Annotated in this window: 20 protein-coding genes; 14 read left to right on the top strand and 6 right to left on the bottom strand. The window is 67.4% G+C overall.

All coding sequences use genetic code 11. The annotated features are described in order from the left end of the window. The first annotated feature begins 79 nt into the window (after positions 1 to 79). From AC5P76_RS17595 to AC5P76_RS17585, 3 genes are read left to right on the top strand one after another with little or no spacing between them, the layout of a single operon-like run. Positions 80 to 1,897: a sensor histidine kinase gene (locus AC5P76_RS17595; protein ID WP_053519305.1), complete on the top strand. Its 1,818-nt coding sequence runs from the start codon at positions 80 to 82 to the stop codon at positions 1,895 to 1,897. Then, positions 1,894 to 2,334, top strand: a complete 441-nt coding sequence (locus AC5P76_RS17590) for a response regulator (protein ID WP_053519303.1) — start codon at positions 1,894 to 1,896, stop codon at positions 2,332 to 2,334. The genes AC5P76_RS17595 and AC5P76_RS17590 overlap by 4 nt, the downstream gene beginning before the upstream one ends. A 4-nt stretch (positions 2,335 to 2,338) precedes the next feature. Beyond that, the gene (locus AC5P76_RS17585; protein WP_065175156.1) at positions 2,339 to 3,850 is read left to right on the top strand and encodes an ATP-binding response regulator; all 1,512 of its coding nucleotides are present in this window, start codon (positions 2,339 to 2,341) and stop codon (positions 3,848 to 3,850) included. Positions 3,851 to 3,882: 32 nt separating this feature from the next. Here the strand turns inward: AC5P76_RS17585 and AC5P76_RS17580 are convergent, their stop codons facing one another. Continuing rightward, positions 3,883 to 4,632, bottom strand: coding sequence for a proteasome-type protease (locus AC5P76_RS17580; protein ID WP_053519299.1), 750 nt, complete (start codon positions 4,630 to 4,632; stop codon positions 3,883 to 3,885). Positions 4,633 to 4,722: 90 nt separating this feature from the next. Between AC5P76_RS17580 and folK the strand changes: the two genes are divergently transcribed. Further along, the gene (gene folK / locus AC5P76_RS17575; protein WP_065175155.1) at positions 4,723 to 5,208 is read left to right on the top strand and encodes a 2-amino-4-hydroxy-6-hydroxymethyldihydropteridine diphosphokinase; all 486 of its coding nucleotides are present in this window, start codon (positions 4,723 to 4,725) and stop codon (positions 5,206 to 5,208) included. Between the two features lie 55 nt (positions 5,209 to 5,263). Here the strand turns inward: folK and AC5P76_RS17570 are convergent, their stop codons facing one another. Beyond that, a complete protein-coding gene (locus AC5P76_RS17570; RefSeq protein ID WP_053519294.1) occupies positions 5,264 to 6,001 on the bottom strand; it encodes a pteridine reductase in 738 nt (245 codons plus the stop codon). Between the two features lie 59 nt (positions 6,002 to 6,060). Here AC5P76_RS17570 and AC5P76_RS17565 point away from each other — a divergent pair, with 59 nt between their 5' ends. Both AC5P76_RS17565 and AC5P76_RS17560 read left to right on the top strand, forming a co-directional pair. Next, positions 6,061 to 7,245, top strand: coding sequence for a class I SAM-dependent methyltransferase (locus AC5P76_RS17565; RefSeq protein WP_180877152.1), 1,185 nt, complete (start codon positions 6,061 to 6,063; stop codon positions 7,243 to 7,245). Between the two features lie 11 nt (positions 7,246 to 7,256). Next, positions 7,257 to 7,631 (top strand): VanZ family protein, encoded by a 375-nt coding sequence (locus tag AC5P76_RS17560; protein WP_065175153.1) that lies wholly within the window; start codon positions 7,257 to 7,259, stop codon positions 7,629 to 7,631. A 56-nt stretch (positions 7,632 to 7,687) separates the two neighbouring features. Here AC5P76_RS17560 and AC5P76_RS17555 read toward each other — a convergent pair whose 3' ends face one another. The 3 genes from AC5P76_RS17555 to AC5P76_RS17545 form a co-directional block, all read right to left on the bottom strand. Continuing rightward, positions 7,688 to 10,045, bottom strand: coding sequence for a family 20 glycosylhydrolase (locus AC5P76_RS17555; protein WP_253120102.1), 2,358 nt, complete (start codon positions 10,043 to 10,045; stop codon positions 7,688 to 7,690). 111 nt (positions 10,046 to 10,156) lie between these two features. After that, on the bottom strand, positions 10,157 to 12,817 hold the full coding sequence (locus AC5P76_RS17550) for a TonB-dependent receptor (protein ID WP_053519286.1): 2,661 nt from the start codon (positions 12,815 to 12,817) through the stop codon (positions 10,157 to 10,159). A gap of 143 nt (positions 12,818 to 12,960) precedes the next feature. Beyond that, positions 12,961 to 13,977 carry a glucokinase family protein gene (locus AC5P76_RS17545; RefSeq protein ID WP_053519284.1) on the bottom strand — a complete coding sequence of 339 codons (1,017 nt, stop codon included), beginning with the start codon at positions 13,975 to 13,977 and terminating at the stop codon, positions 12,961 to 12,963. A 375-nt stretch (positions 13,978 to 14,352) separates the two neighbouring features. Here AC5P76_RS17545 and AC5P76_RS17540 point away from each other — a divergent pair, with 375 nt between their 5' ends. From AC5P76_RS17540 to AC5P76_RS17520, 5 genes are read left to right on the top strand one after another with little or no spacing between them, the layout of a single operon-like run. Then, positions 14,353 to 15,639 carry a sugar MFS transporter gene (locus tag AC5P76_RS17540; protein WP_164150696.1) on the top strand — a complete coding sequence of 429 codons (1,287 nt, stop codon included), beginning with the start codon at positions 14,353 to 14,355 and terminating at the stop codon, positions 15,637 to 15,639. Positions 15,640 to 15,678: 39 nt separating this feature from the next. Then, a complete protein-coding gene (locus tag AC5P76_RS17535) occupies positions 15,679 to 16,746 on the top strand; it encodes a LacI family DNA-binding transcriptional regulator (RefSeq protein WP_049466708.1) in 1,068 nt (355 codons plus the stop codon). 7 nt (positions 16,747 to 16,753) lie between these two features. After that, the gene (locus AC5P76_RS17530) at positions 16,754 to 17,782 is read left to right on the top strand and encodes an SIS domain-containing protein (RefSeq protein WP_053519280.1); all 1,029 of its coding nucleotides are present in this window, start codon (positions 16,754 to 16,756) and stop codon (positions 17,780 to 17,782) included. Continuing rightward, positions 17,782 to 18,930, top strand: a complete 1,149-nt coding sequence (nagA, locus tag AC5P76_RS17525) for an N-acetylglucosamine-6-phosphate deacetylase (protein ID WP_253120100.1) — start codon at positions 17,782 to 17,784, stop codon at positions 18,928 to 18,930. Before AC5P76_RS17530 ends, nagA begins: the two co-directional genes overlap by 1 nt. Next, a complete protein-coding gene (locus tag AC5P76_RS17520; protein ID WP_253120098.1) occupies positions 18,930 to 19,997 on the top strand; it encodes an acyltransferase family protein in 1,068 nt (355 codons plus the stop codon). Before nagA ends, AC5P76_RS17520 begins: the two co-directional genes overlap by 1 nt. 48 nt (positions 19,998 to 20,045) lie before the next feature. On the opposite strand, the gene AC5P76_RS17515 is transcribed toward AC5P76_RS17520, so the two are convergent. Then, the gene (locus tag AC5P76_RS17515) at positions 20,046 to 20,483 is read right to left on the bottom strand and encodes a hypothetical protein (protein WP_053519274.1); all 438 of its coding nucleotides are present in this window, start codon (positions 20,481 to 20,483) and stop codon (positions 20,046 to 20,048) included. A 448-nt stretch (positions 20,484 to 20,931) separates the two neighbouring features. Here AC5P76_RS17515 and AC5P76_RS17510 point away from each other — a divergent pair, with 448 nt between their 5' ends. The 3 genes from AC5P76_RS17510 to AC5P76_RS17500 all read left to right on the top strand — a co-directional run. Next, the gene (locus AC5P76_RS17510) at positions 20,932 to 21,975 is read left to right on the top strand and encodes a S41 family peptidase (protein WP_253120096.1); all 1,044 of its coding nucleotides are present in this window, start codon (positions 20,932 to 20,934) and stop codon (positions 21,973 to 21,975) included. A gap of 106 nt (positions 21,976 to 22,081) precedes the next feature. Beyond that, positions 22,082 to 22,516, top strand: coding sequence for an SseB family protein (locus AC5P76_RS17505; RefSeq protein ID WP_005411035.1), 435 nt, complete (start codon positions 22,082 to 22,084; stop codon positions 22,514 to 22,516). 233 nt (positions 22,517 to 22,749) lie between these two features. Continuing rightward, positions 22,750 to 23,214 (top strand): contractile injection system protein, VgrG/Pvc8 family (locus tag AC5P76_RS17500; RefSeq protein ID WP_495222798.1); only part of this gene is annotated, 465 nt, incomplete at its 3' end.

Here is a 23,214-nt window from a genome sequence, read left to right as displayed (position 1 = left end):
CGCCTGCGCTATATTGCCGGTTCCGCCGCAGCTGGGCCTGTCCGGGCCCATCCCTCTGCGGCCGTGCTGATGAGGAACTATGGCGCTGGTGTTCAGTGACGACATCTGGGATCGCTGGCGATTGCCGGCCTTGGCGCTGGCCGCCGCCGCGATCATCGTCGTGCCGTGGTTGACCCAGCGCAAGCTTCAGCGTGAGAACGAAGAAGCCATGGCCTGGGTGACGCATACGCAGGCGGTTGGCGTGGCGCTCCAACAGTTGCAGGCCGATGTGCGCGATGTCGAGTCGGCGGCGTTGACGCTGTCCAAGGGCGTGGACGCGCCCGGCCTGCGCGAGCGCATGGCCAAGGCCAACGAGATTCCCGGCCGACTCGCAGAGCTGGGCCGGATGACACGCGATAATCCTGAGCAGCTGATCCGCATCGGTCGCATCGAGTCCATGCTGGAAGGGCGGCTGGCGGTGGCGCGCGCGCTGGCCAAGGCCGAACCGAACAGTGACCAGCGCGCGCTGGTACAGGACCTGAGCACCCGTTACCCGATCCGCAGCGTGGTTGAAGAGCTGCAGAACAGCGAGCAGGCGCTGCTGGCCGAGCGGGCCGAACAGGCTGCGCGGCAGCGCAGGCAGACCGAATTCGTCTCGTGGAGCTCGCTGGTGGTACAGCTGGCGCTGCTTGGCCTGGTGCTCTGGCTGCTGCAGCGGCAGATCGGTCGGCGCCTGCAGGCCGAACGGCAGTCGCTGCGCTCGGCCGCGCGCGCTGCCTCAGTACTGCAGACCGTGCGTGAGCCGATCGTGCTGCTCGACCGCGAGCTGCGCGTGCAGCTGCACAATCCGGCCTTTGCCGAGTTGTACGGCCTGCAGGACGAACGTGCCGATGGCCTGCTGCTGGATGACGTCGGCGACGGCGCCTGGCGGGACGCCGTCGTGCGCCAGCGCCTGGTCGATGTGCTGCTGCGCGGGCGCGAGCTGTGGGACTTCGAGCACGAACAGCGCACCTCCGAGGGCGTGGTGCGCTACATGCTGCTCAACGCGCGGCGCATGCCGCTGCCGGATACCGACGATGAAGTGGTGTTGCTGACCGTCAGCGATGTCACCGTGCAGCGCGCCGTGCAGTCGCGTGTGGAGGAACTGAACCGCCAGCTGGAAGGCAAGGTGGCGCAGGTCTCGGAGGTCAATCGCGAGCTGGAAGCATTCAGCTATTCGGTGTCGCATGACCTGCGCGCGCCGCTGCGCCACGTTGCCGGCTTCTCCGACAAGCTGTCGCGCCACCTGGGCGAGAGCGCCGACGAGAAGAGCCTGCATTACCTTGGGGTGATCTCCAGCTCGGCGCGGCGCATGGCGACGCTGATCGACGATCTGCTGGTCTACTCGCGGCTGGGGCGCGCAGCGATGCGCCAGCAGGCAGTGGACATGCAGTCGCTGGTGTCCGATACCCGTGCGATGCTCGATTCCAACCTGCAGGCCGAGGCTGAAAGCAGTGGCCAGGTCCATCACGTCGAATGGAACATCGCACCGCTGCCGATCGTGGTGGCCGATGAGAACATGATGCGCCAGGTGTGGCTGAACCTGCTCGGCAACGCGGTCAAGTATTCCAGCAACCGCGAACCGGCGAAGATCCGCGTGGATTACCAGCCGCAGCCTGATGGCGGCCATCAGTTCACGGTCAGCGACAATGGTGCAGGCTTTGACATGGCCTATGCCGGAAAGCTGTTCGGCGTGTTCCAGCGCCTGCACAAGGCCAGTGATTACCCCGGTACCGGCATCGGCCTGGCCAGCGTACGCCGCGTGCTGACCCGTCATGGAGGCCGGGTCTGGGCCGAAGCCGAGCCGGACGCCGGCGCAACCTTCCACTTCTACCTGCCTCCCGCGCTCGACGCGGACAAACAAGGTCCCTCCGCATGACGACTCTGCGCACCATCCTTCTTGCCGAAGACAGCCCGGCCGATGCCGAGATGGCGATCGACGCCCTGCAGGAAGCCCGCCTGGCCAATCCCATCGTGCACGTCGAGGACGGCGTGGAGGTCATGGACTACCTGCTGCGGCGCGGTACCTTCGCCAGCCGCGAGGAGGGCCTGCCGGCGGTGCTGCTGCTGGACATCAAGATGCCGCGCATGGACGGCCTGGAAGTGCTGCGGCAGATCCGTGAGCACGAGGAGCTCAAGCGCCTTCCCGTGGTGATCCTGTCGTCCTCGCGCGAAGAGAGCGATCTGGCCCGCAGCTGGGACATGGGCGTGAACGCCTACGTGGTCAAGCCGGTGGACGTGGACCAGTTCTTCGGTGCCGTGCAGACCCTGGGCAAGTTCTGGGCACTGATCAACCAGGCACCGGAACTCGAGTAAGCCCATGCCCCTGACCGGTCCCTCCCTCGGGGCACTGCGCATCCTGCTGGTGGAGGATTCGCCGGAAGACGCCGAGCTGATGTCCGAACAGATGCTGGATGCGGGCCTGGAAGCCCGCTTCGAGCGCGTTGAGAGCGAGGCGGAACTGCGCCAGGCGCTGGCCTCCTTCCAGCCGGATATCGTGCTGTCCGACCTGAGCATGCCGGGTTTCTCCGGCGACGATGCCTTGCGCATCGTGCGCGAGACGGCGCCGGATGTTCCCTTCATCTTCGTCTCGGGCACGATGGGTGAGGAGAATGCAGTGGCGGCGCTGCAGAAGGGCGCCAACGACTACATCATCAAGCACCAGCCAGCGCGCCTGCCGTCGGCGGTGGCCCGTGCGATCCGCGAGGCGCGCAGCGCGGTGGAGCGTTCGCGCGTGGAAACCGAGCTGATGCGCGCGCAACGGCTGGAAAGCCTTTCGCTGCTCGCCGCTGGCCTCAGCCACGACCTGCGCAACATCCTGCAGCCGCTGCTGATCATGCCGGACCTGCTGAAGGCGCGCACCGATGATCCGCAGCTGCACCACCTTGCGGATGTGATCGCCGAGTGCGGCCGCCGCGGTCATGAAATGGCGGAATCGATGTTGTCGTTCGTCCGTGGCTCGCGCAAGCCCAGCGAACGCGTCCAGATCGACGGCCTGTTCGACGCGGTGGCGCTGCTGCTGCGCAGCAACGTGCCCGATGCGGTGCGCCTGCACCTGCAGGTGGAGGATGAGGGCCTGGCGGTCGATGCGAACTACACCGAGCTGCAGCAGGTGCTGTTGAACCTGGCACTCAATGCGATCCAGGCAATGCCCAGCGGCGGCCGCCTGAGCCTGACCGCAAGCCATGCCGGCGAGCGCGACGGTGTGGACTGGATGCGCATCGCCGTGGCCGATGAAGGCATTGGCATGGATGCCGATACGCTCTCGCATCTGTTCAATCCCTTCTTCACCACCAAGGCGGACGGTACCGGCCTGGGCCTGATTTCCTGCAAGCGCATCGTCGAAGGTGCTGGCGGCAGCATCACGGTCACCAGCCAGCCGGGGCAGGGCACCTGTTTCGAGCTGCGCCTGCCGATGCGTGACGCCATCGAGAGCGGCGAGCCGATCGAGCAGCTGGTGGCACTGGGCAGTGGCCAGTCGATCCTGGTGGTCGATGGCGAAGCCACGCGCCTGTCGCTGCTGGGCAATGCGCTGTCCAGCCAGGGATATCAGCTGCAGCTGGCTTCCGATGGACCGGCGGCGTTGCGCTGGATGCAGCAGGAGGCGATGCCGGCGCTGGTGATCGCCGATGCCGGCTCCAAACTGCTGCCGGCCAGCCAGCTGCTGGGCGAAATGGCCGGACTGGGTTACCGGGGGCCGGCGCTGGTGCTGGAAGACGCGTCAGTGGACGTTCCGGCCGATGCATTCCCTGATGGCATCGAGGTGCATGTGCTGCGCAAGCCGTTGCAGATGCAGCAGGTGTTCCGCGCTGTGGCAGAGGCACTGGGCTGAATTTGCGTCGCCGGGCATGGCCCGGCGGCAGGTCACGCCGGCCGTTCCGGGGTCTCCCACGGGAAGCGTGGCAGGCTGTCCACGGCCTGTTCCAGCCGCCGTGACCAGTTCTGGTGGATGTCCGCGTACAGGGGCGAGTCCGCGCCCAGCCGCAGCTGCTGGGCGATCCGCAGCTCGCCGTCGCGCAGCAATGCCAGATCGATCGGCAGCCCGACCGAGAGGTTGGAACGGATGGTCGAATCCAGCGACACGATCGCCGTGCGCGCGGCGTCCTCAAGGCGCGTGGCCGGGCTGAGGATGCGGTCGAGGATCGGCTTGCCATACTTGGACTCGCCGATCTGCAGGTAGGGGGTCTCCGGCGAGGCGGCGATGGCATTGCCCAGCGGGTAGATCATGTACAGGCCGGGGCGTTCGCCGGCGACCTGGCCGCCGAAGATCAGCGTGGCCTGGGTGTTGACGCCGTCATGGCCGTGCTCGCTGTGGCCGCCGTGCACCTGGCTGTCCACCAGCAGGCGACCGACATAGGCCGCCGCTTCGAACAGATGGGTCATGTCGCGCAGGTTGGGCGTGCGCCGCTCGCCGGCGTCCCGGGTCAGGCGCGAGACCAGCAACTGGGTGGTGGCCAGGTTGCCAGCCGCCATCAACACGTAGGCCGCCTGGCCGGGATACTCGAACACGTGCAGCTTGCGGTGCACGCGCACATCGTCCAGCGAGGCATTGGTCCGGGTGTCGGCGGCGAAGACCAGGCCCTGGTCCACCTCGATTCCAACGCAATAGGTCATGTCGGTGCCCTATCATGTGCGTCCCGGATTGTAGGCAGGCCGCCGTGACGACGGCATGCCCACGCCCCCCAGACCCGTCACCTGAACCGCATGACCACCGTGCTCCTCAGCCTGGGCAGCAACGTCCAGCCCCGCCGCCATCTCCACGCCGCGGTGGCGGCCCTGCGCGAGCGCTTCGGCGCGTTGCAGGTGTCTCCGGCCTACCGCACGGCCGCGGTCGGCTTCGATGGCCCGGCCTTCCTCAACAATGGCGTGCTGATCCAGACCGATCTGCCGCTGCAGGCGCTGGATGATTGGCTGCACGCACTGGAAGACGCCCACGGTCGTGATCGCAGTGGTCCGCGCTTCTCCGACCGCACCCTGGACATCGACGTGGTGTTCTACGGCAACCACATCGTGGAAGGCCCGGGCCATCTGCGCATTCCGCGCCCCGAGCTGAAGCACGCCTTCGTGCTGAAGCCGCTGGCGGACATCGCGCCAGACTTCATCGACCCGGTCAGCGGCCTGGCCCTGGCGGCGCTGTGGCGCGCACACGCTCAGTTTGGCGAGGCATTCGAGGTGGTTGACCTGGAATGAGGGCCGCTGCGCTCGCCTACGTAGATCGGTAGCGCCGGGCCATGCCCGGCCGACTTCAACTCACCGTGCGTCCGCCATCCACGCGCAGGGTGTGGCCGGTGACGAAGCTGGCTTCGGCCACCAGCCAGTACACCGCCTCGGCGATCTCCTCGACCGTGCCGGTGCGTGCCAGCGGCGTGCGCGCCAGCAGGGCCTCGCGGGCGAAATCGTCCTTTCCCTGCTCGGGCCACAGGATCGCACCGGGGGCGACCGCATTGACCCGCACTTTCGGCGCCAGTTCCAGCGCCAGTGACCGGGTGGCCATCTCCAGTGCGGCCTTGGCCATGGTGTAGGCCACATGGTCGCGCATCGGGTCGGTGCCGTGCAGATCGGTCAGATTGACGATGCAGCCCTGCTGGCGGCGCAGGTACGGCGCGGCCGCCTGTGACAGCAGCAGCGGTGCACGCGCATTGACCGCGTACAGCTCATCCATCGCTTCGGCGGTCACCTGGCCGAGCGGGGTGGGGAAGAAGTTGGACGCGTTGTTGACCAGCGCATCGAGGCGGCCGAAGTGGGCCACGGCCTGCTCGACCAGATCGGGCAGGGCGCCGGCATCGCGCAGGTCGGCCTGCAGGGCCAGCACACTGCCCGGACGGACGTTGTCCAGGTCGAAGGCGGCCTGCTGCAGCTCGGCGCTGGACGTGTTGGCATGCAGCACCACCGACCAGCCACAGGCGTGGAACTGGCGTGCGATGGCGGCGCCGATCCGGCGCGCGCTGCCGGTGATCAGGGCCACGGGGGCGGTTTCGCTCATCGAGGGTCCTCCAAGGCTCGGCTATCCTGTGCACCATTGTCACCGCATTCGAAGACGCCATGCAGCCTACCTTCCCTCTGCCCGATGCCGACGCCCTGGCCCACAGCGACCAGCTGGCCGCCGCACTGCGCGCTGAAATCCTCGCCCAGGGGGGCGCGATGCCGTTTTCCCGCTTCATGGAACTGTGCCTGTACGCACCCGGGTGGGGCTATTACAGCGCCGGTTCCAGCAAGTTCGGTGGCGGTGGTGACTTCACCACCGCGCCCGAGCTGGGTGGCCTGTTCGCCGGCAGCGTGGCCAATGCGCTGGCGCCGGTGTTCGCCCAGCTCGGTGCGCAGTCGCGGATGCTGGAGCTGGGCGGCGGCACCGGTGCCTTCGCCGAAGCCGTGCTGCTGCGGCTGGCCGAGCTGGATGCGGTGCCTTCGCGTTATGCCATCCTTGAACCCAGTGCCGACCTGCGCCAGCGCCAGCAGCAGCGCCTGCAACAGGCGCTGCCGGCAGAGCTGGCCACGCGCGTGGACTGGATCGACCGTCCGTTCGAAGAGGACTGGGAAGGTGTGGTGTTCGCCAACGAGGTGATCGACGCACTTCCGACCCCGCGCTTCCTGATCAGGGACGGCGAGGTCTATGAGGAGACCGTGGAGCTGGACGCGGAGGGCAACTTCATCCGTGGCGCGCAGCCGGCCGATATTCTGCTCAACGGCGCCGTGCGCCACATCGAACGCTATCTCGAAAGGCCCTTCGCCGACGGATACCGCTCAGAGGTGCTGCCGCAGCTGCCGTACTGGCTGCAGGCAGTGGCTGGCGGCCTGCAACGTGGCGCGATGCTGTTCATCGACTACGGCTACAGCCGCAGCGAGTTCTACCAGCACGATCGCGACGACGGCACGGTGCGCGCCTTCTACCGCCACCACGTGCATAACGACGTGCATCGCTGGCCGGGCCTGCAGGACATCACGGCCTCGGTGGACTTCACCGCGATGGCCGAAGCGGGCCTGCACGGTGGCTTCGAGCTGGCGGGGTACTGCAGCCAGGCCAGCTTCCTGATCGGCAATGGCCTGGACCAGGTGCTGAGCCTGGCCGAGGAGCGTACCGATGAAGTGGGGCGCATCCAGCTGCGCGACCAGGTGAAGAAGCTGACCCTGCCGACCGGCATGGGCGAGCGCTTCCAGGCGATCGGCCTGCAGCGTGGAATCGACTTCGAGCCGGCGTTCGCGCTGGGCGATCTGAGCTGGCGCCTGTGAGCGCGACGCGCATGATCAAGCCGCTGCGGCGGCCGCGTCTATGGACTGCGCTGTGGGTGCTGGCCGTGCTGTTTGTGATCGTGGTCTGCCTGATTCCCCCGCCACCGATTCCCGTGCCGGAGAACGGCGACAAGGTCGAGCATTTCCTGGCGTACTTCATTCTGTCCGGCAGTGCCGTGCAGCTGTTCCGGCAAGGACGTCCGCTGCTGTGGGTCGGGCTGGGCCTGGTGCTGATGGGAATCGGGATCGAGTTCGCACAGGGGGCGCTGACACGCGACCGCATGGCCGACCCGATGGACGCCCTCGCCAACACGGTTGGCGTTCTTGCCGGATTGGGCCTCGCGCTGACCCCGCTGCGCGACCTCCTGCTGCGCTGGCGGGGCTGACACGCCTTCCCTGGTTGAAGTGGAACCGGGCATGGCCCGGCTCCACAGCCTTCCGGTTACTTCTGCAGCGTCACTTCGTCCAGCACCCACATCGCCGGGCGGGTATCACCGGTGAAGTTGATGCACAGGTCGTCGGTGCCATGCGTGCCCTTCGGCAGCGTCGCACGCAGGCTCACGAAGCCATCGGCATCGGGCGTGGCCGGCAGCGGGACTTCGGCCAGCACCTTGCCCGTGCAGCTGCCCCGGCGGATCAGCATCTCGCCGTGCGCGCGCCTGGCCTTCTCGAAGCGACGGTTCGGCTCGTCATGCGCCAGCTGGAAGTAGTAGGGGATGCGACCGGCGCGCACCTCCACGCTGCCGATGCCGTCCAGCTGCGCCTGTGGCCAGCGCCAGCAGGGCTGGAAGATGTCCACGTTGAAGACCGCGCGTGCGCCCTCGCGCGGGCCATCGTCTTCCAGGCGCAGTACCAGGCCCTTGTTGCCAACGCAGCTGAGCAGTTCGTCGCTGCGGCGGGCGAGCAGCGATTGCGGAGTGAACGCGGCTACGGTGGGCTCTGCGGCCAGCATCCGGCCCTGGTAGAACGCTGCGGCCTGTACCGTGGCGGGCACCTTCGCGGTCAGCGGCTGCTGGTACAGCGGCGACTGCGCGGTCACCGGCTGGCCATCGGTGCTGTAGCGCACCTCGTAGCCCAGCGGGTTGGCCAGCGACACCGTCACCGTGCCTGCGGCGCGATCATCGTGGTACTCCACGCCCACTTCGAACGGCGTCTGTGCATAGGCCAGTCCCCATGCGCGGTAGCGCTGCAGCTGTGACGGCAGGCGTGCCAGGAAGTCGCGGAAGTCACGCTTCCCGGGCGGGCTCCAGCCGGTCTCGGCCACCGCCGCCAGGCGTGGGAACAGGTTGTGCTGCAGCCGCGCATAGCTGCGGGTGTGCTCGGTGAACATGTTCGCCTGCAGGCCGAGGATGTGTCCGCGCTTGTCGGCGGGCAGTTCGTCCGGCACCGGCTCGAAGTTGTAGAGCTTGCCGAGGTTGACCTGCGTGGGGCGGCCCGGCGGTTCATTGGGCGAGGCGGTCTGCAGGTAGTCCAGGTACAGGTAGCCGACCGGCGACATGATCACGTCATGGCCGGCGCTGGCAGCGGCCAGGCCGCCTTCGGTACCGCGCCAGGACATCACCGTAGCCTGGGGGGGCAGCCCGCCCTCGAGAATTTCGTCCCAGCCGATCAGGCGCCGGTCGTGTTTCTCCAGGAATGTCTCCAGGCGCTTGATGATGTGGCTCTGCATGGCCATCTCATCCTTGATGCCCAGCTCGCGCATGCGCTGCTGAATCTGCGCGGACGCCTCCCACTGGTCCTTTACGGCCTCGTCGCCACCCACGTGCACGTACTTCGCCGGGAACAGTGCGATCACCTCCTCCAGCACGTTCTCGAGGAAGGTCACGGTGCTGTCTTCCACGTTGAAGAGGTTGGGGAACACGCCCCATTCGCTGATCGGCTTCAGCGGCGTGCTGATCGAGCCCAGCTCCGGATAGGCGGCGATCGCGGCCGTGGCATGGCCCGGCACGTCGATTTCCGGAATCACCTGGATGTGCAGCTTGGCTGCATAGGCAATCACTTCACGGATCTGCTCCTGCGTGTAGAAACCGCAGTACGGGTACTCCTGTCTGGTCACCGGATCGATGCCGCCATCGCCGGCCGGCAGGCGGCAGCTGCCGACCTCGGTCAGCTTCGGGTAGCGCTTGATCTCCATGCGCCAGCCCTGGTCATCGGTCAGGTGCCAATGGAAGGTGTTGAGCTTGTGCGCGGACATCGCATCAAGCACGCGCTTGATCTCGTCCAGGCTCTGGAAATGCCGCGCCGAGTCGAGCATGAAACCCCGCCAGGGGAAACGCGGCGCATCCTGGATCTGCACGGCCGGCAGCGCGCCCTGGCTGCCGCCGGTGGCCAGCTGGGCCAGCGTGGTGGCGCCGTAGAACAGGCCGGTCTCGTTGCCGGCCTGCACCAGCACGCCCTGCGCGGTGCTCTCCAGCGTGTAGCTCTCGCCGCTGTCGCGGAAGGTGGGAACGATCTGGAAGCGGATGCCGCCGGCCTTGGCCGCAGCCTTGCCGGTAGCCAGCACCAGGCGCGGGCCACCGCTGCGCGCCAGCAGATCGGCGAATTGGGTGGCGACCCGCTGTGCGGCCTCGCCGTCTGCGTACAGCGTGGTCGTGGCGGACACAGTGATGCCACTGCCCTGGCCGGGCTGCATGCTGGCGGGGGCAGGAATCAGCATCAGGCTGTTGGCGCGCAGCTGCGGGCCAGGAACTTCAGCGGCGGCCACCGGATCGGCGGCGAAGGCCGGCAGGGCCGGCAGCAGGGCAAACAGGCTGCCCAGCAGCAGTGCGCCGTGCATCCTGGCGCGGAAGGGCTTGACCATCGGAACGACTCCTTGGAACGGTGCGATGAACGCTATACATGAAAAACGCCGGGCCCGGAATGACCCAGGCCCGGCGTGCGTGCACGACTCGGCGATGACGCGGCCGATGGATCAGTACTTGAAGCGGAAGTTGAGGTAGTACTGGCGGCCGTTGCTGTAGAACGACGTCGGAATGGCCGCGGTCTGGTAGTACTTGTAGGTCGGGTTGTTGAGGTTCAGCGCATCCAGGCTGATGCTCAGCCAGTCGGTGGCCTTGTAGCTCAACGAGGCCGACAACGTGCCGAAATCATCCTGGTAGTAAGGGTTGGTGCCCGACAGGCTGATCAGGAACGACGAGCGGTGCGTGTAGCTGACGCGTGCCCCGAAACGCTCGTTCTCGAAGTAGGCCCCCACGTTGTAGGTGTTCTTCGAGGTACCCAGCAGGTTGTGCGAACCGTCGGACCAGGTGTGGGCCGTGGTGCCGTTGGCGTAGGTGTAGTTGGCGTTGATGCCGAAGTACTCGCCGATCGGCTGCTCATAGGCCACTTCCACGCCGGTGACCTTGCCGTCGGCATTGATCGGGGTGGAGATCTGGTAGGTCTCGAGCTGGTTGGTCAGTTCGCTGTACAGCTGGCGCGAGACCACGTCGAAGGCGATGTAGTCCTTCATGTCCATGTGGTACGCACCGACCGACAGCAGGCCGCGCGGCATGAAGTACCACTCCAGGTTGGCGTCGAAGTTGGTGGACAGGGTCGGCTTCAGGTTCGGGTTGCCACCGCCGCCGGTCTTGTTCAGGTCCGAACCCCACGACGAAGCGCCCAGGGCCGAATAATCCGGCAGGGTCTGGGTCTGCGACGCGGCCACGCGCAGCACCAGCCTGTCGTCCAGGTCGAACTTGATGTTGGCGCTGGGCAGGACGCGGTTGCGCTTGTTCTGGAAGGCGGTGCGCTCCCACATGCCGAACAGGCTGCTCACATCGGCATCGGCGGCATTGCTGACCGCGTTGTAGGTGTCGATGTCCTGCTTGATGTTGACGTAGCGCAGGCCGACGTTGCCGCTCCACCAGTCGCCGCTGAAGTTGGCCTGCACGTAGCCGGCGAAGTTCTTCTCCTTCACCTTCCACTCGGCACCGTAGTTGTGGCGGCCGGTGGGGCCATCGTTGCCGGCCAGCCAGGTGGAGTTGTTGATGATCGCGTTCTTCAGTGCATCCGGCGTGTAGTACCAGATGTTGCGCGGGAAGGTGCCGCCGACATCACCGGCGAAGCCGCTGGGATAGTTGGCGGTGGCGCTGCCCTGCAGTGCGGACCAGATGTCACCCGGGGTCGCACCTTCCGGCGAGAGCGCTTCGCGTTCGTGGTCGGCGAAGCGCACGCCGAAGTCCACGGAGTTCAGCACGCCGGTGCCGAAATACTGGCTGAAGTCCAGCGTGGCCCAGTCTTCCTTGTCTTCGGCGCGGACCAGCTGGTTGCCCCACGTGCCGAAACTGGTGACGCCGCTGGGGCTGATGTCGCCGCCGATGTTCCAGTCCACCGGCGAACCGGCGCCGTGCGTTGCCCAGCTGGCACCGCCGCCCTGGCCGAGCGTGACTTCAGCAATGAACTGGCGCGGGGTTTCACCGGTGCCCTTGGTGGTACCGGCCTGGAACTTCATGTCCAGGGTGTCGTTGATCTGCCAGTCGGCGTCGAACGTGACGTAGTTGGTCTTGGCCGTGGCTTCACGGTAGATCATGTCGTAGACACCGTAGTTGGTGCCCGGGACGCCCGCGTAGGTGGCATTGCTCAGCACGCCGTCGGTCACGGTGTAGCCCGGGTTCGGCGCCTGCGACTTGGCGAAGTTGCCGCCCCACAGCATGAAATTGCGGTTGTAGTTGTTGGCTTCCAGCTTGGAGGAGAAGCCGCTAAGCGACAGGTTCAGCGTATCGGTCGGCTTGAACTGGATGGTCACCAGCCCGCCCTTGCGTTCGCGGGTCTGTTCGAACAGGGTCGAACCCAGCAGGCCGGGGACGGCCACGCCGATCAGGTCCGGATTGGTGAGGGCCACCGGATCATCGGCGCCGATCCGGGTGAAACCGCCCGGGATTTCCTGCGCCTCGCGGCGGAGCTCGCGCTTCTGGTAGAAGGCCTGCAGCATCACGCCGAAGTTGTTGGCGTCATTCTTGTAGTTGAACAGCGCCGAGTACTGCGGGTCGGTCGACTTGGCCTGGTCCGAACGGACCGCACCTACCGAGGCTTCCGCACTGAAGGGCTTGGCGAACTCCAGCGGCTTGCGCGTGATGATGTTGACGGTACCGGTGGTGCCGCCATCCTGCAGCTTGGCCTGCGAGGACTTGTTCACTTCCACCGAGCTCACCAGCTCGGAGGGCAGCAGCGAGTAGCTGACGCTGCGGCCGACGTTGTTGCCCTGGCTGAGTACGAACCAGTCGGCCGAGCCGACGGTGTGGCCGTTGATCAGGGTCTGGGTCAGGCTCGGGCTGGTGCCACGCAGGCTGACGCGGTCGGCTTCATCGAAGCCGCCTTCGTCGGCGCTGGACGAACTGATGTTGACGCCGGGCAGGCGCTGCAGGGTGTCGGCCACATTGTGCGCCGGCAGCTTGCCGACGTCTTCGGCGGTCACCACTTCCACGCGCGCGTTGGCTTCGCGCTTGGTATCCAGCGACTTCTCCATCGAGCCACGGATGCCGGTGACGGTCACGGTGTCCAGGTCGGTTGCGGTCGGCGCAGCCTGCTGGGCATGTGCGCTGAAAGCGAGGCAGCTGACGATGGCGGCCGAAAGCAGGGTCTTGCGGGTGTTCATGATGTCTCTCCTCATCACTCGATTGGGTGCCGGCGGCGGTGTTCGGTTGCGGTTGCGTTGACGTGCGCGGGGCGGCGGCGATGTCCCGTGCATTGGCGTGCCACGTACTGCGTGCTGCGATTGCGTTGAAGCCTGTTGCGGTGTCAGGCGGCCGACTGCTGCAGGTACCAGCTGGCAGCACCGACCACGCCCAGCTGGCCGTGCTCGACCACTTTCACCGGGATGCGTGCCAGTGCTTCGCCCATCGGCCCCTTCTGCAGGTAGCGCTCGACGAAGGTGCTGGTGCGCAGGTACTCGCGGATCTGCGGCAGGATGCCGCCGGCCAGATAGACGCCCCCATGGGCGCCGTAGAACAGGGCCATGTCGCCGATGGTGCTGCCGAGCAGGCCGCAGAACACATCCAGCGCCTTGCGTGCGTGCGCATCAGTGCCGGCCATCGCCGCGGCGGTGACCGCGTCCGGACTGGCCAGGGTGGGCTGCTGTCCCTGCAGGGCGCACACCGCGCGGTACAGGTTCATCAGGCCGGGGCCGGAGATTGCGTGCTCGATCGACACGTGAGCGCGCTCGCGCTGCATGTGGCGGACGATGGCCATTTCCAGTTCGGTGCTGGCGGCCAGCGTCGGTTGCCCGGCTTCGGTAGCCAGCACGACCGGGCCATGGGCGGTCGGGATCCACAGTGCCGCACCCAGGCCCGTACCCGGACCGACCACCAGGGTCGGTCCGCGCGGGGCGCTTTCCGGCCCACACAGGTGCAGGACGCCGCTGGCGTCGACCTGTGCCGCGGCATAGGCCACCGCTTCGAAGTCGTTGACGATGTGGACCTGCTGTACGCCGACGTCGGCCTCGATCTGCCGCGCGGACAGCGGCCAGGGCACGTTGGCAGTGATGACCGTCCCGTCTTCGCGCGCATAACCGGCCGTGGCCACCACGCAATGCGCCGGGCGCGGGCCGTCGCCCAAGAAGTCGGACAGGATCGCACTCAGGCCGGCGTGGTCGGCATTGCGATACTTGCGGTATTCCAGCACCTGCACCGGATGGGCGGCATCGCCGCTGGCCTGGACCCGGGCGACACGCACATGGGTGCCGCCGACGTCGGCGGCCAGGAACGAGGGCGCGACGCGGGACAGGACATGGGCCGGGGCGGGATGGCTGGCGGTCACGCGGGCTCCTGCTGAAGAGGGGGCCGGATCCGAGGGTGAGGCCGGCTGTTGGGCGGAGTCTGTAACCCCGCTGACAACGATGTCAACGAGTTCGTGACACTTTCGTTGCTGCGGCGCAACGAATGGGGCGTGCGGTAAACGTTTCCATGGCGTGAACAGCGCCTTCACGCCGGAGCCCTTGCTGCACGGGGCTCAACGGCTCCAGCGCATTCAGCACGCGACCGCACGCGGCGGTTGCGCGATGCAGCATGGCCCGCGCTGCCCCGCGCAGGGAAGTTGACAAACCGCCGTTGTCCATCGAAAGAATGTGACAACGTTGTTCCCAGCCACTCTCCGACGCCGCGTTCTGCGACCGTCGCCGCAGGAGCCCTCCTGATGTCCGCCGTCCCCGCTGCAAGCGCGCGCCCGAACGTGGCCACCTCCATCGCCATCGTCGGCGTCCTGTTCTTCCTGATCGGCTTCTTCACCTGGCTCAACGGCCCGCTGATCACCTTCGTCAAGCTGGCCTTCGAGCTCAGCGAGGTCGGCGCCTTCCTGGTGCTGATGGTGTTCTACCTGTCCTATTTTTTCCTGGCCCTGCCGTCGTCGTGGATCCTGCGCCGCACCGGCATGAAGAAGGGCCTCAGCCTGAGCCTGCTGGTGATGGCCGGCGGCGCGGCACTCTTCGGTGAATTCGCGACGCAGCGCTGGTACCCCGGCGCGCTGGGCGGGCTGTTCGTGATCGGCAGCGGCCTGGCCCTGCTGCAGACGGCGATCAATCCCTACATCTCCATCCTCGGCCCGATCGAGACCGCAGCGCGTCGCATCGCGCTGATGGGCATCTGCAACAAGATCGCCGGCATGCTGGCGCCGGTGCTGATCGGCACCCTGGTGCTGCATGGCATCGGTGATCTGGACAAGCAGGTGCAGGCGGCCGACGCGGTCACCAAGGCGGCCCTGCTCAATGAGTTCGCCGCCAAGATCCATGCACCGTACCTGGCGATGGCCGGCCTGCTGGTGCTGCTGGCCGTCGCCGTACTGTTCTCGCCGCTGCCGGAGATCAAGTCCTCCGAGGCCAACGCCACCCCGACGGCCGCCGGCGCGGCCGAGCGCAGCAGCATCTTCCAGTTCCCCCACCTGTGGCTGGGCGTGCTCTGCCTGTTCGTGTATGTCGGCGTGGAAGTGATGGCCGGTGATGCCATCGGTACCTATGGCCACGGCTTCGACCTGCCGCTGGACCAGACCAAGATGTTCACCTCGTTGACCCTGGCGGCGATGCTGGCTGGCTACGTGGTGGGCCTGCTGCTGATTCCCCGGGTGGTTTCGCAGTCGCGCTACCTGACCGTTTCGGCGGTACTGGGCGTGGTGTTCTGCCTCGGTGCTTGGGCCACCCACGGCTACGTTTCGGTGGCCTTCGTGGCCCTGCTGGGCTTTGCCAACGCAATGATGTGGCCGGCCATCTTCCCGCTGGCGATCCGTGGCCTGGGCCGTTTCACCGAGACCGGCTCGGCGCTGCTGGTGATGGGTATCGCCGGTGGCGCGATCATTCCGCAGTTGTTCGCCGTGCTCAAGCAGCACATCGATTTCCAGCTGGTGTTCGTGCTGCTGATGGTGCCGTGCTACCTGTACATCCTGTTCTACTCGGTCATCGGCCACCGCGCCGGCCTGCCGCAGGAGCGCTGATAGGCGATGATGGACGGCAGCCAACCCCAGGGAAAACCCATGCGCAGAGCGACCATCAAGGACGTCGCGGAGAAGGCCAAGGTCTCTCTGAAGACCGTCTCGCGGGTGATCAACAACGAGCCCTCCGTGATGCAGGCCACCCGCGCACGGGTGCTGCGGGCGATCGCCGAGCTCGACTACGAGCCCGATCCGTCCGCGCGCAACCTGCGCAGCGGGACCACTTTCGTGATCGGGCTGGTCTACGACAACCCCAACCCGTACCACATCATCGGCGTGCAGAACGGCGTGCTGGCCGCGTGCCGGGAGACCGGCTTCGGCCTGCAGATCCACCCCTGCGACTCGAGCTCGCCCCTGTTGGCCGATGAACTGGCCGACTGGGTACAGCGCTCGCGCCTGGCCGGCCTGGTGCTGACCGCACCGATGTCCGAGCGCCGCGATCTGGTGCAGGCGCTGACCGCACGTGGCATCAAGCTGGTGCGCATCATCGCGGCGACCGAGGACCCGGCGGACGGAGCCTGCGTGTTCGTCGACGACCGCGAAGCGGCCTATGAGATCACCGAGCATCTGATCCAGCTGGGCCATCAGCGCATCGGCTTCCTGTGGGGGGGCAGTTCGCACCGCTCTTCCGGCGAACGTTATGCCGGCTACGAAGCGGCGCTGAAGGACTACGGCATGACCGTGGACAAGCATCTTGTGGTGCAGGGCGACTACACCTTCGACGACGGTTTCCGGGGCGCGCGCCGCCTGCTGGCGCTGCGCGAACCGCCCACCGCCATCTTCGGTTCCAACGATGAAATCGCTGCGGGCGTGCTGGCCGCTGCCAAATCGGCGGGGATGAACGTGCCCTACGACCTGTCCATTGCCGGCTTCGAGGACAGCCCGTTCTCGCGCCAGTCCTGGCCGCCGTTGACCACCGCCAAGCAGGCCACCGAGGACATCGCACGCCACGCCGCGCGCCTGCTGATCGCGCAGCTGCGCAGCGATGCCTATGACGACGCGCCTGCACCGCTGCACAACCAGGGCTTCGTGCCGCAGCTGGTAGTGCGCGGGTCGACTGCGCCGATGCGTCCCGCCGGCGCCCGCCCACTCCCTTCCGATCCTGCCTGAGCCCGCCATGTCGCTGTCCGACCCCACCTCCACCCTGATGTTCGCCGAAGCCGCTGAAGCGGCCGACGTCGTCGCCCGCCAGTTCTCGCGCAACCACGCCACGATGGAGACGCTGGCTGCCAGCCTGCGCGCCGCGCCACCCCCGTTCGTGGTCACCTGCGCGCGCGGCAGCTCCGATCATGCCGCCACCTACGGCAAGTACCTGCTGGAAACCCAGCTGGGCCTGGTGGTCGCCTCCGCCTCGCCGTCTGTGGGCTCGGTGTATGCCGCGCCGCTGCAGCTGCGCGGTGCACTGTTCATCGTCATCTCGCAGTCGGGCAAGAGTCCGGATCTGCTGCGCAATGCCGAAGCGGCCAAGGCCGCCGGCGCGCGCGTGGTCGCACTGGTCAATGTCGAGGATTCGCCGTTGGCGCAGCTGGCCGACACGGTGATTCCGCTGCATGCGGGCCCGGAGAAGAGTGTGGCCGCGACCAAGAGCTACCTGGCGTCGCTTGCGGCACTGCTGCAGCTGGCCACGTACTGGAAGCAGGACAGTGGCCTGCGCGCTGCGCTGGAGCTGCTGCCGGATGCGTTGCGCGAGGCATGGCAGTGCGATTGGACGGCGCTGGCCGATGGCCTGGTGGACGCCACCAACCTGTTCGTGCTCGGGCGTGGGCTCGGCCTTGGCGCCGCGCAGGAAGCGGCGCTGAAGTTCAAGGAAACCTGCAGTCTGCATGCCGAGGCCTACAGCTCGGCCGAGGTCAAGCATGGCCCGATGGCGCTGGTCGGTCGCGGCTTCCCGGTGCTGGCTTTCGCCCAGCCCGATGAGACCGGCGCGGGCACACGTGCCGTGGTGGAGGAGTTCTCAGCGCGTGGTGCGCAGGTATGGATGGCCGGCGCCGCAGGCAACCTGCCGGTGGCTGCCGCGCCGCATCCGTTGTGCGCTCCGCTGCTCACCGTGCAGAGTTTCTACCGTGCGATCAATGCGCTGGCGCTGCGCCGCGGGTTCAACCCGGACCTGCCGCCGCATCTGAACAAGGTCACGGAGACCGTGTGATGGCAACCGTGCTGCGCAATGCCCGCATCCTGGTCGGGGATGATTTCCGCGATGACCTGGCAGTGCTCATCGAGGACGGGAAGATCAGCGCGCTGCTCCCCGACGCCGCGCCGCAGGTGGGCCAGGCGGCCGAGCAGGTCGATCTCGGCGGCGGCTGGCTGCTGCCGGGTTTCATCGACGTGCAGGTCAATGGCGGTGGCGGCGCGCTGTTCAACAACACGCCGGACGTGGCGGCCCTGCGCACCATCGCGCAGGCGCACCGCCGTTTCGGCACCACCGCGATGCTGCCGACGCTGATCAGTGATGACGTGGCGGTGATGCGCGAGGCGATCGCCGCCTTGCGCGAAGCCATCGCTCAAGGCGTACGCGGTGTCATCGGCATCCATCTGGAAGGGCCGTACATCGCCCCGGCACGGAAGGGGACCCACGACGCCAGCAAGTTCCGCGTGCCCGATGCGGAGGAGATCGCGCTGGCCGCCTCGCTGGACAATGGCGTGACCCTGCTCACCCTTGCGCCGGAACGGGTACCGCTGGAGTCGATTCGCGCACTGGTGGAGCGCGGGGTGATCGTCGCGGCTGGACATACCGCCGGAACGTACGAAGAGATCCGCGCCGGCCTGGATGCCGGCGTGCGCGGCTTCACCCATCTGTACAACGCGATGTCGCCGCTGCAGGGCCGGGAGCCGGGCGCGGTGGGTGCCGCGCTGGAAGATCGCGACAGCTGGATCGGCATCATCGTCGACGGCGTGCACGTGCATCCGGCCAGCCTGCGGGTAGCGCTGGCGGCCAAGCCACGCGGCCGCCTGCTGCTGGTGACCGATGCGATGCCGCCGGTCGGCGCCGATGATCCCAGCTATGTGCTGTATGGCGAGACCATCACTGCCGTCGATGGGGTGGTGCGCAACGCAGCTGGCGCGCTGGCCGGCTCGGCACTGGACATGGCCACGGCCGTGCGCAACACCGTGCAGCTGCTCGGCCAGCCGCTTGCCGAAGCGGCGCGCATGGCCTCGACCTATCCGGCGCAGTTCCTCAATGTGGACGACCGGCTGGGCCACATCGCCGAGGGTTACCAGGCCGACCTGGTGCTGCTGGACGATGCCCTGCAGGTGCGGGGCACCTGGATTGCCGGACAGTACGAGGCCGCCTGATGAGTGCTGCGCCGTCAGCGCGCCTGGGCTCGATCGACGCCCTGCGCGGCATCACCGTGGCGGCGATGCTGCTGGTCAACAACCCGGGCGACTGGAGTGCGGTGTTCGCACCGCTACGTCATTCGGACTGGCATGGCTGCACGCCCACCGATCTGGTGTTCCCGTTCTTCCTGTTCCTGGTGGGCGTGTCGATGGCCTTCAGCGTCGCACCGCGCGCGCTCGATGCTTCGAAGCGACCCACACTGGCGCGTGGCGTGCTGGAGCGCGCGTTGCGCATCCTGCTAGCCGGCGCGTTGTTGCATCTGCTGATCTGGTGGGCGCTGGATACGCATCACTTCCGCATCTGGGGCGTGCTGCAACGCATCGCGGTGTGTGCGGCGCTGGTTGGCCTGCTGGCGGTGTATGCGCGGCTGCACGTGCAGGTCGGAGTGCTTGTCGGGCTGCTGGTGGGCTATACCGTGCTGCTGCTCGGCCTCGGTGATCTGTCGCCATGGACCAACCCGGCCAGCCGTCTGGATACCGCTCTGTTCGCCCCGTGGATCTACCAGTGGCACGCCGATACCGGGCTTGGGCATGACCCGGAAGGGCTGCTGAGCACGCTGGGCGCGCTGGCCAGCACCACCCTGGGCCTGCTGGCCGGCGCACTGCTGCGCAGCGGTCGCGCTGTGGCGCTGGCAGGAGTGGGCGCCGCAACGGCAGTGCTGGGCCTGCTGCTTGCCATTGTGCTGCCGTTGAACAAGCAGCTGTGGACGCCCAGCTACGTGCTGTGGACCGGAGGTCTTGCGGCGCTGGCCCTGTGGCTGGCGCATGTGCTGATCGACCAGAAGGGCTGGCCCGCGTGGGGCCGTCGTTTTGGGGTCAACGCGATCACCGCGTACCTGGGGGCCTCGGTGATGTCGGTGGCATTGTTGGCAACCGGCGCCTGGGGCTGGGTCTGGCAGCAGCTGGCGGCGGCGATGCCGGGTGCGCTGGAGCTGGCGTCGATGCTGCAGGCCCTGGCCTTCGTCACCCTGTGGTGGGGCGTCGCGTGGTGGCTGGACCGGCGCAGGATCTATCTCAAGATCTGACAGCGCCGGGGTATGGACGCACCTGCGGTGGAGCAGGGCCAGCTCGGCTCATTGCTTGCCGGGGACTGCCGCTGCGGGCTCCACCAGCGCCCCCGCGTGATCGGCCAGCACCTGTACCGCGTGCAGCAGCCCTTCTTCCACCTGCGGCGGGCAGTGCGCTCGGGCATCGTCCATCTCCCGCGCCGCCTGCGCGGCCAGCAGCAGTCCTGCGCAGGAAGACACTGCGGCCAGGCAGCGCGTAGCGCCGGCCAGATCACGCGCCCTCGCTTCCGTGATCCGCGTTTCGGGCCAAGGTTGGCCGTTGGCACCGTCGCCGCGCGCGATGCTGCGTAACCGGGCGAAGAATGCAGGCTGCGGCACGTTCTCGTGGGCTGCGGCCAGCGCATCTTCCAGGATGTCGGCGGCAGCGGCGGGCAGCCGCAGCCCAGGCAGGGCATCACCCAGCAGCGCGTGCAGGCGGGGATGGGTGGGATGGGGCAGGGTCATGGCAGCAACCTCACAGGCAAGGCCACCTGCGGGGTGCAGGGTGGCGGGCGGTGCGGGTTGGCGTGCCGGTGAAGCTTTTCAACGGAGAAAAAGCCGGCGGATCCGGAGATCCCCACGCACCGCCCGCCGCAGAACGACGGAGGGTGCACTATTCGGGCCCGCGATGTTGTCGCAAGCCCGCCGTTGAAAAGCTTCATTCGGGACGCCAATCCCGGCCAGCACAGGGGCGCTGGCAGATGCCACCGTCGCGCGGTCCACAGCGCGATGACATGGGCAAAGTTGCAATGTGTGTGTCCGTATCGCCCATCTGTCGCGTGACCGGAGCGCCGTGTCGGCATCGCGCAATGCCTGCGCTGCCAGCCAGGTCAGATACGACAACCTGCGCGATGGCCGTGCCGATCATCAACCCGCTATGCTGGGCGCCTGACTCAACGGCAAGGAACGTCGTATGCAGATCTGCAACGGAGTGCGGCGCGCGGGTGCGACGGTGGTCGTGCTTTGGGCTGCGCAGACGATGGCCGCAACGGCCTCGGCATCCGCGGTTGAACTGCCCTCACCGGAGGCGCAGGTGCAGATGCTGCAGCTGCTGGAGGCACGCGCGCTGTATCGCGACCGTGTGGATTGGGCCGGTGTACGCGCGACGCTGGCCGCCGCAACCGATGATGCTGGCCGGCGCCAGTTGCTGGATGACGCCGCTACCCGCAGCACGGGCGGCCATGGCCGCTGGATTCCGCCCAGCCTGCAACGCCAGCGTTCCGGGCGTGCGCAACGCTTGAAGGCCGGCCAGGATGCGGCATCGCCAATGCCGTGGCAGGCCGATGCGCGCGTCGGTGTGCTGCGGGTGAGCCCATTCCTGGACGATCCTCAGGCGGGCGAGCAGGCACGGTATGACGCTCGCAGAACCTACGCGCTGGCGCTGCAGCACCGCATCGTGACCCTGGATGACGGCACGCGGTGCGGCTGGGTGGTGGATCTGTCCGGCAATGGCGGCGGCAACATGTGGCCCATGCTGCTGGGACTGCTGCCGTTGTTGCAGGGTACCCCGGATAAGGAAGGGGCCGTGCTCGGCGGCTTCCGCAGCGCCGAAGGGCAACGGCCATGGCGACAGCGCGACGGAGAGGTCCTGGATGGCGCGAATTCGCGGCTTCGATCGCGCGAGGCGGCCTATGTGCTGCGCGGCGGTTCCGCACCGGTCGCGGTGGTGTTCGGCCCCCGTACCGCCAGTTCGGGCGAGGCCGTGGCGCTGGCCTTCCGCGGCCAGCCCGGCAGCCGCAGTTTCGGCCAGCCCAGTGCAGGCTATTCCACCGGCAATCAACCCGTGCCCCTGGTGGATGGCAGCATGCTGCTGCTGACCGTGAATGTCATGACCGACCGCCAGGGGCAGGGTGACGGTCGCCAGCTGCAGCCGGATCAGCCCACCGCCCCCGGAGCGTCCGGTCTGCAGGCCGCGCAGGACTGGCTGCTGGCCCAGCCCGCCTGCTCGGGGCGTTGATCTGCACGCAGGAAAGCGAGCCGCGGAAGGGTCCGCTGACACCGGTTCATCGCTCGAGGGCTCGGCCTGTTAAAGTCTCTCCTGCAATCACGTAGCGGAAGCGACCATGGACCACGACACCCCGTTCGAACCCCTCAACGACCTCGAGGTGCGCCTGCTGCAGGCCCAGGATGGCACGCTGACCGCGTCGCAGTTCCTCGATGGGCTGCTGACCTCGACGGCGTTCGTGCTGCTGGACAAGGCCATCGGCGAAGACGGCGCATGGGATGAGAGCATCTCGCCCCTGGTGCTGACCAGCGAGAGTGGCGAGCCGATGTTCGCGGTGTTCACCGCCCCCGAGCGTGCCGGCCTGTGGCACGAACAGCTGCCGCAGTTCGCGCATGCCATGCCGATCGCGGTGCATGCGCTGCTGGCCGGAATCGGCGACGGTGTCGGCCTGGTGCTGAACCCCGGCCTGGACGTGGGCATGGAGATGATTCCCGATGCCGTGGCGCAGTTGAAGCAGCGCGCTGCTGCGATCACGCGGGGCATGGCGCACTGACCACACCGGTGCCGGTGGTGGATCCGGATGCGCTCACATGTGGTGTCGCATAAGGACCGGGTTTGCCGCTGAGAAGTGATTCGACGATCACTTTGAGGTTTTCAACGAAAGAGAATTGGCAGTGCTGTGCGTGAGTCTCGGCGCTGGCATGTCTGCGTTGTCGTCTTTGACTCTTTCTTCTGTGCCCTGCAGCCGAACAGTCTGGCCCGTTTCAAGCCGGACGCGCGTTGCTCATGGAAGGACTTCCGCATCACCTCCGTCATGCGACGTTGCTCGCGGCGCTTGCAGCGCCGCGAAGCGACGATCGCTTTCTCAGGTTGCACACCCCCTGCGGCACTGACGTGCTGGTAGCCGAAACGCTGGATGGCGTCGAACAGATCGACGGCATCGGTTTCCAGTGGACGATCACGGCGCTGTCGCTGGATGCGGGCCTGCCGCTGGGCCCGCTGATCGGGCAGGGCGCGCTGCTGCAGATGCAGCAGGCCGACGGCAGCCTGCGGCCCTTGCATGGACGCATCACCGCCGCCGAGCGGCTGGGCAGCAATGGCGGCCTGGCGCGCTACCGGCTGCGCCTGCAGCCGTGGCTGGCGTTCCTGTCGCAGCGGGTGGACAGCTATGTGTTCCACGACAGGACGGTCGTGGAGATCGTCGAGGACATCTTCGCCGACTACGGTGGTCTGGCCCCGGCCTGGCGCTGG

The sequence above is a fragment of the Stenotrophomonas sp. YJH_SMC_36 genome, assembly GCF_059369935.1.
This window is presented reverse-complemented; position numbering and strand designations above follow the sequence as displayed.